The 12,512-nt window shown below is 66.2% G+C and carries 12 protein-coding genes and 1 pseudogene; 7 read left to right on the top strand and 6 right to left on the bottom strand.

From position 1 onward, the window contains the following. Positions 1 to 93 precede the first annotated feature (93 nt). Positions 94 to 380, top strand: a pseudogene (locus AB0I71_RS32000) (integrase core domain-containing protein); the annotation flags it as partial. Positions 381 to 927: 547 nt separating this feature from the next. Here AB0I71_RS32000 and AB0I71_RS31995 read toward each other — a convergent pair. Next, on the bottom strand, positions 928 to 1,947 hold the full coding sequence (locus AB0I71_RS31995; RefSeq protein WP_230462804.1) for a hypothetical protein: 1,020 nt from the start codon (positions 1,945 to 1,947) through the stop codon (positions 928 to 930). A 489-nt stretch (positions 1,948 to 2,436) separates the two neighbouring features. Here AB0I71_RS31995 and AB0I71_RS31990 point away from each other — a divergent pair, with 489 nt between their 5' ends. Continuing rightward, entirely contained in the window at positions 2,437 to 3,696 is a 1,260-nt protein-coding gene (locus tag AB0I71_RS31990) for a cellulose binding domain-containing protein (protein WP_155221073.1), read from the top strand. A gap of 268 nt (positions 3,697 to 3,964) precedes the next feature. Here AB0I71_RS31990 and AB0I71_RS31985 read toward each other — a convergent pair whose 3' ends face one another. Next, positions 3,965 to 4,156: a hypothetical protein gene (locus AB0I71_RS31985; protein ID WP_357591049.1), complete on the bottom strand. Its 192-nt coding sequence runs from the start codon at positions 4,154 to 4,156 to the stop codon at positions 3,965 to 3,967. A 211-nt stretch (positions 4,157 to 4,367) separates the two neighbouring features. Next, complete coding sequence (locus AB0I71_RS31980; RefSeq protein WP_155220994.1) at positions 4,368 to 5,174, bottom strand: IclR family transcriptional regulator C-terminal domain-containing protein; 807 nt, start codon at positions 5,172 to 5,174, stop codon at positions 4,368 to 4,370. 782 nt (positions 5,175 to 5,956) lie between these two features. Here AB0I71_RS31980 and AB0I71_RS31975 point away from each other — a divergent pair. Next, a complete protein-coding gene (locus tag AB0I71_RS31975) occupies positions 5,957 to 6,184 on the top strand; it encodes a hypothetical protein (protein ID WP_357591047.1) in 228 nt (75 codons plus the stop codon). On the opposite strand, the gene AB0I71_RS31970 is transcribed toward AB0I71_RS31975, so the two are convergent. The 3 genes from AB0I71_RS31970 to AB0I71_RS31960 form a co-directional block, all read right to left on the bottom strand. Continuing rightward, entirely contained in the window at positions 6,185 to 6,310 is a 126-nt protein-coding gene (locus tag AB0I71_RS31970) for a hypothetical protein (RefSeq protein ID WP_357591052.1), read from the bottom strand. 71 nt (positions 6,311 to 6,381) lie between these two features. Then, entirely contained in the window at positions 6,382 to 7,638 is a 1,257-nt protein-coding gene (locus tag AB0I71_RS31965; protein WP_309223684.1) for an MFS transporter, read from the bottom strand. Beyond that, positions 7,635 to 8,459 (bottom strand): IclR family transcriptional regulator C-terminal domain-containing protein, encoded by an 825-nt coding sequence (locus AB0I71_RS31960; RefSeq protein WP_155220996.1) that lies wholly within the window; start codon positions 8,457 to 8,459, stop codon positions 7,635 to 7,637. Before AB0I71_RS31960 ends, AB0I71_RS31965 begins: the two co-directional genes overlap by 4 nt. A gap of 364 nt (positions 8,460 to 8,823) precedes the next feature. On the opposite strand from AB0I71_RS31960, the gene AB0I71_RS31955 reads away from it, so the two are divergent. From AB0I71_RS31955 to AB0I71_RS31940, 4 genes are read left to right on the top strand one after another with little or no spacing between them, the layout of a single operon-like run. Further along, on the top strand, positions 8,824 to 9,789 hold the full coding sequence (locus AB0I71_RS31955) for an ABC transporter substrate-binding protein (RefSeq protein WP_155220998.1): 966 nt from the start codon (positions 8,824 to 8,826) through the stop codon (positions 9,787 to 9,789). Then, positions 9,786 to 10,658, top strand: a complete 873-nt coding sequence (locus AB0I71_RS31950; protein ID WP_230462806.1) for an ABC transporter permease — start codon at positions 9,786 to 9,788, stop codon at positions 10,656 to 10,658. Before AB0I71_RS31955 ends, AB0I71_RS31950 begins: the two co-directional genes overlap by 4 nt. Further along, on the top strand, positions 10,655 to 11,431 hold the full coding sequence (locus AB0I71_RS31945; RefSeq protein WP_309223685.1) for an ABC transporter permease subunit: 777 nt from the start codon (positions 10,655 to 10,657) through the stop codon (positions 11,429 to 11,431). Before AB0I71_RS31950 ends, AB0I71_RS31945 begins: the two co-directional genes overlap by 4 nt. Before the next feature lie 41 nt (positions 11,432 to 11,472). Beyond that, on the top strand, positions 11,473 to 12,324 hold the full coding sequence (locus AB0I71_RS31940; protein ID WP_357591043.1) for an ABC transporter ATP-binding protein: 852 nt from the start codon (positions 11,473 to 11,475) through the stop codon (positions 12,322 to 12,324). The last annotated feature ends 188 nt before the right edge of the window (positions 12,325 to 12,512 follow it).

The raw sequence follows: 12,512 nt of genomic DNA, 5'->3' as shown, positions 1-12,512 counted from the left end.
AGGCACTCGGGTGGAGAACGCCCGGCGAAGCCCTTAACGATCTGTTACCGTCCGCTCAGGACAGTCGTGTTGCAACGACTGGTTGAAACCGGTCAGTTCACCTCATGGGCCTTCACCCGCCGAGTCCAGGAAGCTGGCCTGGCACCCTCAATGGGATCCATCGGCGACTGCTACGACAACGGCATGATCGAGTCGTTCTGGGGCCGCATGCAAACCGAACTACTCAACCGCCGGAAGTGGCGCACCCGCATCGAACTGGCCAACGCGATCTTCGAGTACTGGAGATCTTCCACAACCGACAACGCCGCCACAGCTCACTGGGCATGCTCACCCCGATCGAGTATGAGAAGCTCCACCCGATCGCCCTATCCGCAGCCTGACGCCAACCAACACGGCTCCGAGAGACCCGAGGAACATCAACCCGGGGCTCCCCGAGTTGCGATCCCTGTAGGGGCGATAAGGACCGGCCACTGCTCGCGGAGTGGGGCACGCTGCTCTAACACGTTGCGATCCCTGGTGGGGGCGATGAGGTCACGCCGGCGGAGCGTCGCCGCTGCCTGGCGTGGGCAACTTAGAAGGCAGAGTTGGCAGAAGCCGAGCCGGCTCGGCACCCTCTTCGCCCCTACCAAGTTACGGCTTTGCACTAAAGCCACCAGTGATCCCGGCGTGAGCCCGGACGGCCTAGCATCCGGCGCTATCGAGCACTATCGACTGAGATCCGCAGGGGTAACTAGCTGGACAGATAGATACCCCTACGGACTGCTAAGCTCCGGGATCACAAGCGGATTGAACTTCTGCCAGCGAGATCGGGAAACATCACCGCAGGAGTGGGCGGCATCTTCGCTGCGCTGATCCGCAGCGCGGAGAAGATGCCGCCCACTGTTCACCGGTGCCTTGGCGGGTGATCCGGACAGCCGATCTGGGCCGTCAGCCCCAGTAGCCCATTGCCTGGCGGCCCAGCGACTGCTGGCCTGCAGAGTTGGCGTGGCAGCCGTCGGAGACCTCATTTGGCCGCAGCCGGAAGACGCCGACATAGGTCACGTTCTGGCTGGCGTCGGCGGCGGCTTGGCGGGCGAGACTGTCGGTGAGTTCCGGTCCACCGGAGCCGGCCAGGAAGCACGTCTGACCCTGGTCGTAGAGCGGCTGGCCGGAGATAAGAATGTTCGCGCCGGGCGCCGCGTGCTGGCGGGCGTTGGCGATGAGTTGCCGCACCTCGTTGTAGGTGGCGCCGTTCTGGGAGAAGATGCAGATCTGAATCCAGACGGTCGTGGGCCGGCCATACTGCGCAGCCTGCCGGTCGAAGCTCTGCCAGGAGGCAGAGTTGGTGTTGGTCCAGGACTGCACGACCGCACCGCCGGTGCCGTAGGGACCCCACATACGCTGGCCCCCGACAGCACGGTAGCCCTGTGCGACGTTCTCGGCCATAGAGCAGCCAATGAAGCCCATCGTGTTCGCACCGCCGGATGGCGGGCGGGTCGCCGTCGGGGTGGGCGTCGGACCGGTGCCGTCGCCCTCGCACGACCTGATCTGCGGCCGGGCGCCCGAGTTGCCGTTCATCATCGTGGTGAAACCGAACGTGTTGCCGCTGCCGTTGAAGCGCATCGTCAGCACGGTGTTGTTGTTGCTCAGACTGGCGCTGCCGCTCCAGGTGGTGGTGATCGACTGCGGTGCGTTGACCGCGACAACCACGGTCCAGTTGCTGGCGCCGCTGACCGTCACCGAGGTGTTGTACCGGTCTCCCCAGACCGTGCCGGGCGTCATCGTTGCAGTGCAGGGTGCCGCCTGGGCGGGTGATGCGCCCAGCGGCGTGACCGCGTTAGTCAATGTCATCGCCGCCACGCCAGTTACGGCGGCGACGAGCAGCGCCACGACGGCCGGGAGGAATCGAGATCGCCGCAGCTGCCCTGACGTCGAGTGTGGGTGCACCCCTGTCGGTTCGCCGATCATATCTGTGCCTTCCTTTGAGGACCTGAGCGGTGTGGTGGTCGCGCATAGGCGTGTGGTGGTGGCTTGTCGAGGTCAGTACCGGGAGATCGCCCGGCCTGCTGGTGCTAGCCGGCGGTGCAGGCCAACAAGCAGCCGTCCTCCTCCCGCGCTCCGCAGAGATTGACCGACAACCAGCGTTTGTTCACCATGCGAACAGGAGTTCCCATTGCGTTCATGGCTCGATTGTGACCATACTCATTCGTCGACGTCAATTTATTCCGGAAGGAGGTGGGGCTCCGCTCCGCCAGAACCGGCGGCAGCCAGCACCACACCCAGGTAGCCGCCCCAGCACGGTGGTCATGTGTGCGCACGCATCCCGGCCGCGAGTACAGAAGCGGCATCGACCGCCGGTGCGTCCCGAAGCCGGAAAGCCACACGACAGAGAACGGAGGTACCTCAATGCGAGAAGGTAAGGGCCGCCGCCAGCGGTGGGCTGCGGCTGTTGTCGCGATGACGCTCGCCTACGCCGTCAGTGCGGTGGCCGGCGCGCAGATGGTGCCGGCGGCGGCGGACGTCATCATCGCCGCAGCAAGTGCCGGCTGCGGCCGGACGCCGACCTTGACTAACGGAAACCACTCGTTGCAGGTAGGCGAGACGCAACGTAGCTACATCCTGCGGCTGCCCGCCAACTACAACAACACCAAACCCCACCGCCTGATCTTCGGCATCCACTGGCTGGGCGGAAGCGCCAGCGACGTCGCCAACGGCAACATGATCCAGCCCTTCTACGGACTCCAGGCGCTGGCCAACAACAGCACAATCTTCGTCGCCCCGCAGGGCCTCACCAGCGGAGGGCTCACCGGCTGGCCCAACACTGGCGGCCAGGACGTGACCTTCATCGACAACATCATCCGAACGGTCGAGGCAGATCTCTGCATTGACACGTCGCAGCGATTCTCGCTGGGGTTCAGCTATGGCGGCGGCATGAGCTACGCACTCGCATGCGCCCGGCCAGACATGTTCCGGGCGGTCGCCGTCTATAACGGCGGCTTGATCAGCGAGTGCAACGGAGGCACTCAACCCATCGCGTACATGCAGGTGCATGGCGTCAGTGACACCGTGCTCCCGATCTCCGGCGCACGCACAATGCGCAACAGATTTGTCGCGAGCAACGGTTGCACCGCCGCGAACCCGCCCGAGACGACGGCAGGCAGCGGGACCCATACGAGCTTCACCTATTCCGGGTGCGTGGCCGGGCGTCCGGTTGCCTGGCACACGTTCGACGGCGGACACACGCCCACCCCGACGGACCGCGACGGCTCGCAGTGGCTGCCCGCCGAGACCTGGCGCTTCTTCACCCAGTTCGGTTCGGCGCCGCCGACCGGCAGCCCATCGCCCACCAGCCCGCCGACGGGTACGCCATCCCCGTCGCCCAGCACTCCCCCCGGCTCGGCAGCCTGCCAGGTCGGGTACTCCATCAACGCTTGGAATACCGGCCTGACCACCGCCATCACCATCACCAACACCGGTGGCGCCCCAATCAACGGCTGGTCACTGGCGTTCACCCTGCCGGGCGGACAGACCATCACGTCGGGCTGGAACGCGACCTTCTCGCCGGCCAGCGGTGCGGTGACGGCCCGCAACGTCAGCTACAACGGCACCATTGCGGCCGGAACCTCGGTAAGCCTCGGTTTCCAAGCCACGCACACCGGCGACACCGGAAGACCGACGCAGTTCACGCTCAACGGAGCGACCTGCAGCATCGCCTGACACGACAGAGACAAGTTCACGGGCACCCCTCCTGCCCGGGGCCCCACCCCGTCGACTGGCTGACGCGGTTGGCAACGGATCTGTGGCCTCGGCCGGGAGTCGCTGGTACGCGCGTCGGACGTGGCGTGACTGACTGGGCGGCAGCCCGAGCGCCGGCCCACCTCCGGGTGGGCCAGCACCCACGCACGTGCCGGTCGGCTGCAGCCACATGCCCGGCGGGATCGGTCGCCGCAAGCGCTTGGCACCGGTGCCAGGACGTCCGTGCCGTTCACTCAACACGCCGAGACAGGCCCTCAGGCGGCCCGCACCCGGTGGAGATGTCGGCGATGCTGGCCGTGGCGAGGCTGGATTGCGTACGGTCAGATTCCGCCGGGGAGATGATCATGGCGCGGTTGGCGCCGCTGACCGTCATCCGGGCCGCCCCATTGGTCCGGGTGCCATCGTCGAGGATGACCCGCATCTACGACTCGTAGAACAGCCCGTCGGAGAGGACTAGCGGGTTAGCTTCTGCGACCAGTGGCTCCCCGTCCAGCAGCCACCGAGAGCAGTAGCGTCTCCCCCGGACCGAGGTGCGGGCGCAGGTTGGTGCCCAGGGCAGAGCCTTCGAACTGCCTCTGAGCGGGTTACCTGTGCTGACCATGGCCTCAGCAACCTAAGACCACCCACTGATTCTACTCCCCGCTCGGCTGCCGAGGCAGCAGTCGGAGGTCAGCCTCGATGCGGGAGGCGGCTGCCAACAGCGGTGGGACGAGATCGCGCCGGATCGAGCTCACGGTATTGCGGCCAGCGTGTACCGGTATGTTGATCGCCGCGATGACGTCACCACTGTGGTTACGGATCGGTGCCGCGACGGATCGCAGTCCTTCCTCCAACTCTTGGTCAACGATGGCGTAGCCCTGGCTCCGGATCCGGTTCAGCTCTTGGTGGAGCATCGTTGCCGAGGCGATCGTATGAGAGGTCGGCCTGTCATAGGGTGCGCGTTGAAGATGCAGCGCGATCTCTTGCTCGGGAAGGTGGGCGAGCAGAACCCGCCCCACGGACGTCAGGTAGGCCGGAAACCGGGTGCCCACGCTGATCGACACGGTCATGATCCGCGTCGTTGGGACGCGGGCAATGTACACGATGTCATCGCCATCCAACACGCAGACAGAGGACGATTCACGCACTTCTTTGACGAGCCATTCGAGGTGCGGCTGGGATAGGTCGGACAAGCCGACGTTGGACATATATGCGTAGCCCAGGTCCAGAATTCGAGGAGTGAGCCGGAATCGCCTACCGTCGGTTTGAACGTATCCTAGGGCTACGAAAGTAAGCAGGAAGCGGCGCGCGGAAGCCCGGGTCATACCGGCGGCGTGAGCGACCTCACTGAGTGTCAACTCGGGATTCGCGGCATCGAAGACCCGAATGACTGCCAGTCCACGTTCCAGGGATTGCACGTAGTAAGGCGCGCGGGCGGAGTTGATCAACTGTTCCTCCATACTGGCCTTCTGACTTGAGTTAGCGTAGCTTCCCTCTCAGCCTGTCCACTTAAGGAACGTCCAACGTGGGCGCTATGTAGCTTTTCGCGACAAAAGTCCCACTTTTCAGCTCCGACACGACTTGATCTTCTGGCCGGCGTGTTGCGACCGGCTCTACGCATTGCTGGCCGCGGTCGTCGGGTCGGTGGAAACGCCTGCGGTGCGCACACAACCCACCCACAAGGCAGGACTCACTTGCCTCGCTCGCCGCAGCGTCGATCGAGGCGTACGGCCTGCGCAGTCAACCTACCGACCACAGCACTGGTCAGCAGTGAGGGCACAGGGGACCGGTTCTGCGCGCAGAGTTTCGGCTCGCCGAGTTTCCCTCGACGCCCCGCGGATTGCCGTAAGGGCGGCCACTTTCGGTCACGCCGGAATGGGCCGATTGTCAGGGCTTAGTACTTCAGCCGCACTTGCGTGAACTTCGGTTTCGGCAGGTCATCGGCATGGTTGATATCCGAGTCCTGTCGGTCGCATAGCTGCGGATGTCGTTGCTACGTACGAGACGGATAGGTTGCGGGGCCGCGCCGTCTGTCTGTTGTGGTCGTTCGGCAGGCGGGCAGGATTGGATGATCTGTTGGCGCGTTTCGCGCACCGTTTCGGGCGGACGGAACCGCGTCGGCAGGCGTTGACAGACATGGTCGGGTTGCTGCCGCCGCTGGCGAGCAAGAACGGCTGGACCTTGGCCGAGGCGGCCGGAGATTCACGCCGAACCGGATGCGGCGGCTGCTCAACAGGTCCGCGTGGAAGTCGGATCTGTTCGTGATGACCTGCTCGCCTACGTGGCGGAACATCTCGGCCACGACGACGGAGTGCTGATCGTCGACGAGACCGGCCTTCTGAAGAAGGGGATCAAGTCGGCCCGGGGTGGTGAGGTGGGCGTTGATGAGGTGGTTGCCGGGGTCGGTCCTTCTGCAACGTCCTCCTCCCGAACCGGACGGGCCCGTTTCCGAGCGTCCGGCTTCCGGTGATCACTGGGTGAGTGCGGCCCAGTTCCCAGAGTAGATCTTGTGGTGGCAGTCGGCGCAGACGACGAGCGTCTTGCGCCGCCGCTTGACCATGATCTTCGTCCAGGTTGGGGACCCTCCCGGGCGCAGGCTGTTGCCGACTGCGGCCGGGTCCAGGAGTCCGACGGGGGCCCGCCGACAACCGCTGGTGCTCGTTCGCGTCAGTTGGGGCCGTGATCGTGGTCGTCCGGTCGCGAGGTGAGGGGCCGGGTGCCGGTGTTTGCGCGATCGATGGTCTGGGTGGCGGGTCGGCTGGCGCGCAGTCCGACCACGAGCTGCGCCATCAGGAGCACCAGGACGGACCCGAGTGGGACGGTCCATCCGCCGGACGCCTGGTACAGCGCGCCGACGAGCACCGGTCCACTCGCCGCTAGAATGTAGCCGAGAAATTGAGCGATGGCGGAAAACGCGGTGATCAAGCCGGCCTCGGGTGCGCGTAGAGCAATAAGGAGCAGGGCCAGCGCGATCGAGGCCCCCTGACCGAGGCCAAGCAGTACCGCCCAGAGCCAGCTCGTCGAGCCCGGGGCGAGGAGCATCCCGAGGTAGCCGGCGATGGTGAGTACGGCCGCCCACGCCACGTGTCCGGACTGGGTGCGGGCTCGCGCTGCGAGGGCTGGCAGGGTGAGGGCGGTGGTGATCTGTGTCAGGTTCGCCAGACCGAGCAGATACCCGGCCTGGGCGGGGGCGAGTCCGGCATCGGTGTAGATCGCTGGCAGCCAGGCGAGTGCTGTGTAGAACGTGAGCGATTGCAGCCCCATGAAGCCGGTGACGTACCAGGTGATCGGTGTCCGGAGCAGGGTCCGGAACGGACGAGGGCCACGCGGCTCGACGTGCCGAGCGCGCGTCAGCGGCAGCCAGACCAGCAGTGCCGGTGCGACGAGCAGTGCGACTGCTGCGGCGGTCAGCCGCCAACCGGTGTTGGTGGCCTGCTGTAGTGGCACGGTGAGGCCGCCGGCGAGTGCGGCGCCGAGCACTAGCACCGCGACGTAGATCCCGGTGAGCAGACCTACTCGGTCGGCGAAGTGCCGTCGCAACAGCGGCGGCATCAGCACGTTGAGGATCGCGATGCCGGACCCGGCGAGCGCTGCGCCCAGGTACAGCACCACGGGACCGCCGGCGCTGCGGAGCAGGATCCCCCCGGCGAGCACAGCCAGGCCGGCCAGCACGGTGCGCTCCATACCCAGTCGGTGCACCATCGGCGCGGCGAGCGGCGCGACGATTCCCAGACAGACGACCATGGTGGTGGTGAGCAGGCCACCTGCGGTCGGGGTCAGCCGAAACTCGGCCATGATCTGGTCGAGTAGCGGTGCGACATTGACCAGGGCCGGCCGCAGGTTGAGGGCGGCGAGAACAATTCCGGCGATGAGCAGCGGCCGGGGCCATCGGGGCAGTGGTGCGGGCCGGTGCGGCGGTGTCACGATGCGTTGGGTGGTAGGTGTCTGGGGCCTGTGCCGCCGGCACGCGAGGGTAGGAGACGGAGGTCGGCCTCGATGCGAGAGGCCGATGCCACCAGCGGCGGGATGAGGTCACGTCGGATCGATTTGATCGAGTTGCGACTGGCGTGGACCGGAATGTTGACCGCGGCGACGACGGTGCCGTTGTGGTCGCGGATCGGTGCCGCGACGGAGCGCAGTCCTTCCTCCAGTTCCTGGTCGACGATGGCGTAACCCTGGGCGCGTACCCGTGCCAGTTCGGTACGGAGCATCGCCGCCGAGGATACGGCGCGGGATGTGGGCCGCTCGAATGGGATGCGCTTGAGGTGGAGTTCGATCTCCTGCTCTGGTAGGTGGGCTAGCAGGACCCGGCCGACCGACGTCAGGTAGGCCGGGAACCGGGTGCCGACCGTGATCGATACGGTCATGATCCGGCTGGTCGGGACACGGGCGACGTAGGCGATGTCGTCACCGTCGAGCACGCAGACCGAGGATGATTCGTGCACCTCGTGGACCAGGCGCTCCAGGTGCGGCTGGGCGATTTCCGGCAGGCCGACGCTGGACAGGTACGAATAGCCGAGTTCCAGGATCCTCGGGCTGAGCCGGAACATCCGGCCGTCGGTGTGCACGTAACCGAGGTCGGTCAGGGTGAGCAGGAAACGTCGAGCGGTGGCCCGGGTGATGTCGCAGACGCGGGCGACCTCACTCAGCGTCAACTCGGAATGTGTGGCGTCGAAGGCGCGGATGACCGCCAGTCCGCGCTCCAGGGACTGCACGAAGTAAGGCTCGCGGGAACGCCCGCCCATCGATGGTCCTCCATGCTGTCCTGTTGCTCGGTTCGGCGAAGTCGGAGTGCCGCACCGCCACGCTCGACGGCGCGCTTCCGCTACCCCCTTGCGGCAGCCATCCGACGGCGTCACGCGAGCCGGCGAGTTGCCCGCACTCGACGACCCGCGTGCGCCATGTGAACAGCAGCTCGCCGGATCGCGACAGTATGGCGAGTCGCTGACGGCCGTCAAACCCGCACCTACCAACCGAGATCGCCACTGCATAGGTACCTGTAACGAGTTCGACATGAGCCGTTGACCAGACATGAGGCGGCCCGTACGTTCTCCCTGAGAACGATCGTGCGTATTAAGCACGAGGGCTTGGCTCAGCTAGGAGGGGTTCATGCGTCGTCTCATCACCGGGCTCGCGGCCGCCACGGCCCTCGTGGTCGCGGTCGCAGGATGCGGGTCTTCGAATCCGTCGGACGGTACGGCAGGCAACGGTGGTCCAGCCAGCGTCACGGTCGGGGTCATTCCAATCGTCGACGTGGCGCCTATCTACCTCGGCAAGGAGAAGGGTTTCTTCAGCGACCGGGACATTGATCTGACCCTGGAGACCGGGCAGGGTGGCGCGGCGATCGTTCCTGGGGTGCTCGGGGGGCAGCTCCAGTTCGGCTTCAGCAACGTGACATCACTGATGGTCGCCCAGACCGAGAACGTCCCGATCAAGGCCGTGGTCAACGGGGTGGCCTCAACCGGTCAGGCTGGCGCCGACTTCGGCGCGATCGTGGTCCGAGGCGACAGCGTGATCCAGTCCGCCAAGGACCTCGCCGGCAAGAAGGTCGCGGTCAACACGCTCAAGAACATCGGGGACACCTCGGTCCGCGAGTCCGTCCGCAAGGACGGCGGGGATCCGGCCGCGGTGCAGTTCGTCGAGATCGGCTTCCCGCAGATGCCGGCGGCGCTGGACGCTGGCCAGGTGGACGCAGCCTGGGTAGTCGAGCCATCGCTGTCCGTAGTCAAGGCCGGTGGTGGTCGGGTCGTCGCGTCCAACTTCGTCGACGTGGCACCGGATCTCACCGTGGCCTTGTACTTCACCTCGGACAAGCTACTTCAGGAGGACCCAGGCCTGGTCGAGCGGTTCGTCGAGGCCATGCGGGAGTCGCTGGCATACGCAGACGCCAATCCGGACGAGGTTCGTCGGATCATCGGGACCTACACCCAGATTGACGAGGCCACAGTGGCGGAGCTGACGCTGCCGAAGTGGCCGGCCGACTACAACCGGGAGTCGCTGGAAGTGCTGGCGCGACTCGGTCAGCAGGACGGACTCTTCACCTCCGCACCCGACCTGGACAAGCTGTTCTCATGACGAGGTCCGACTCCCCCGGGGGCGGGACGGCCACGGCCGTGCCCGCCCCCGGCGCCATGGCCGCCGGCATGGGTGCCGGTCCGGCGCGCCGCCGCTGGCCTGGTGCGACGGTCGGCTACGGGCTGGCCGGGCTGGCCATCTTTTTCGGGTTGATCGAACTGCTGCCTCGGGTCGGTATGGTGCCGGCTGCCTACCTGCCACCCACCAGCCGGATCGCGGAGGCGCTCGCTGTCGAGTTCGCCGAGCCGGCGTTCTGGACCGCCGTCGCTGACACCCTGACCAGCTGGATCGCCGGCCTGGCGATCGCCACCGCGGCGGGCATCGTGGTGGGCATTCTCATCGCGGTGGTGCCGCACCTACGCGAGATCACGGCCTCCTCGATCGAGTTCTTCCGTCCGATCCCTTCGGTGGCCCTGATCCCGCTGGTGGTGCTGCTGTACGGCTCCGACCTGCGTTCGACGCTGCTGCTCGTGGTCTACGCCGCGTTCTGGCAGGTGCTCGTCCAGGTGCTCTATGGCGTTCAGGATGTCGATCCGGTGGCGGACGAGACCGCCCGGTCATACGGGTTCAAACGCTGGGCGCGGATCCGCCACGTGTTGTGGCCGACCGCGCTGCCGTACGTGATGACTGGCGTGCGGTTGGCTGCGGCGGTGGCGCTGGTGCTGGCCATCACCGCCGAATTGATCATTGGCTCGCCGGGGCTTGGTAGCCGGATCGCTATCGCGCAGACCTCCAACGCGGTCCCGGCGATGTACGCACTGGTGGTCGTGACCGGCCTGCTCGGTGTACTGATCAATACGGGTGCGCGGCTGGCGGAACGGCGTGTGCTCTCCTGGCACCAGTCCGTCCGTGGAGAGGTGATCTCGTGATCCGGGTTCTCCGTCAGGCCGGACTGGTCATCGCTCTGCCGGCGGTGCTCTTCACCGCATGGTGGATGGCCACCCTGAACAGCGCGAACTTCTACTTCCCGCCGTTGCGTACAATTCTGGGCACCTTTGGCGAGGTGTGGACGGGGCAGCGATTCCTCGACGACGTGCTGCCCAGCGTGGCCCGGCTTGCCGCGGGCTACCTGGCCGCGCTGGTGCTCGGCGTGAGCGTGGGCATCGTGATCGGCTCCTACCGGCGCGTACGAGCGGCGGCCGAACCGGTGCTGGAGTTCCTCCGGGCTATTCCGCCACCGGTGCTGGTACCCGTGATCATGATCTTCGCCGGGATCGGTGACGGAATGAAGGTGTTGGTCATCGTCTCCGGCTGCGTCTGGCCGATCCTGCTGAACACGGTGGAGGGGGTCCGTGCCGTGGACGGTGTGTTGGCCGAGACAGCCCGTTCGTACGGCATCCGGGGCATCAGCCGGCTGCGCCATCTGGTGCTGCGCTCGGCGAGCCCGCAGATCTTTGCCGGTGCCCGGCAAGCGTTGTCCATCGGCATCATTCTGATGGTGATCAGCGAGATGTTCGCGGCCAGCAACGGTCTCGGGTTCGCCGTCGTGCAGTTCCAGCGCAGCTTCGCCATCCCATCGATGTGGAGCGGCATCCTGCTGCTGGGTCTGCTCGGCTTCGCCCTCTCCCTCGTCTTCCGGGCAGTCGAAGCACGAGCACTGGCCTGGTACCACGGGCTACGGCGCACGCAACGATCGTCGTGAACGGCGGGTGCCGGCACGAGCATCGCCAGGAAGGGACACGCATGCTTGAGGTTCGAGGATTGCGGAAGGTCTACGAGGGACGCGAACGCCGGGTGGAGGCGGTACGCGACCTCACCTTCTCGCTTGACGCCGGTGAACTGGTCTGCCTGGTCGGCCCCTCCGGCTGCGGCAAGACGACCCTGCTCAAATGTATCGCCGGGCTACTGGCGCCCACCTCAGGTGAGGTCCTGGTAGACGGTCGTCCGGTGACCGGACCACCGCCGGGCATGGCCGTGGTCTTTCAGGAGTATGGCCGCAGCTTGTTTCCCTGGCACAGGGTGTACGAAAATGTGGAGCTGCCGCTACGGCAGAAGAAGTTGCCACAGGCCCGTCGGCGGGAACTGGTGCGCGAGGCGCTGGCTGCGGTTGGGCTCGCTGACGCGCACCGCGCATACCCATGGCAGCTCTCCGGTGGCATGCAGCAGCGCGTCGCGATCGCTCGGGCCGTCGCGTACGAGCCCAGCGTACTGTTGATGGACGAGCCGTTCGCCGCGGTGGACGCGCAGACCCGTGCGGACCTGGAGGACCTGATCCGCGACCTGTGGCACAAGCTACGGGTGACTGTCCTGTTCGTCACCCACGACATCGACGAGGCGGTCTACCTCGGCCAGCGGGTGCTGATCCTCTCCTCTTCGCCGACAGTGATACAGGAACAACTCACTATTGATTTGCCGGATACCCGCGACCAGCTGCACACCCGGGCCGACCCCCGCTTCACCAGCCTGCGTACCCACGTCTACGAGCAGATCCAGGCCGCCAAAGGCAAGACGGACGTACCGTCCGGCAACGTACCGGCAGCCGAGAAACCCGAACCTCCCGACACGAAACCGGACCTCGACCGCGCAACGGCGTGAACATCCCTGCCGTCTACGTCGTCCATACCCCGACCAACCGGTCAGCGCAGGTTCTCGGCGACACGTGCCGAACCTGACCGACGCCAGGCATGGGCCTCCGCCCCACGCGGGATGAGCGCGGAGCGGAGGCCAACTACCGATGTGTTCAACCTTCGGGCCGACCGGTCACCGTCAGCCCCAGTACGCTA

This window comes from Micromonospora sp. NPDC049891 (assembly GCF_040660295.1).
Lineage (GTDB): Bacteria > Actinomycetota > Actinomycetes > Mycobacteriales > Micromonosporaceae > Micromonospora.
Note: the sequence above shows the minus strand (reverse complement) of the source record. Positions and strands in the feature narration are given on the sequence as shown.

Excerpts from the sequence above, each read along its gene's own strand:
- AB0I71_RS31950 (WP_230462806.1), top strand. The coding sequence starts at position 9,786 with ATGACGAGGTCCGACTCCCCCGGGGGCGGGACGGCCACGGCCGTGCCC.
- AB0I71_RS31985 (WP_357591049.1), bottom strand. The coding sequence starts at position 4,156 with ATGCGGGTCATCCTCGACGATGGCACCCGGACCAATGGGGCGGCCCGG.
- AB0I71_RS31990 (WP_155221073.1), top strand. The coding sequence starts at position 2,437 with ATGACGCTCGCCTACGCCGTCAGTGCGGTGGCCGGCGCGCAGATGGTG.
- AB0I71_RS31940 (WP_357591043.1), top strand. The coding sequence starts at position 11,473 with ATGCTTGAGGTTCGAGGATTGCGGAAGGTCTACGAGGGACGCGAACGC.
- AB0I71_RS31980 (WP_155220994.1), bottom strand. The coding sequence starts at position 5,174 with ATGGAGGAACAGTTGATCAACTCCGCCCGCGCGCCTTACTACGTGCAA.
- AB0I71_RS31995 (WP_230462804.1), bottom strand. The coding sequence starts at position 1,947 with ATGATCGGCGAACCGACAGGGGTGCACCCACACTCGACGTCAGGGCAG.
- AB0I71_RS31955 (WP_155220998.1), top strand. The coding sequence starts at position 8,824 with ATGCGTCGTCTCATCACCGGGCTCGCGGCCGCCACGGCCCTCGTGGTC.
- AB0I71_RS31960 (WP_155220996.1), bottom strand. The coding sequence starts at position 8,459 with ATGGGCGGGCGTTCCCGCGAGCCTTACTTCGTGCAGTCCCTGGAGCGC.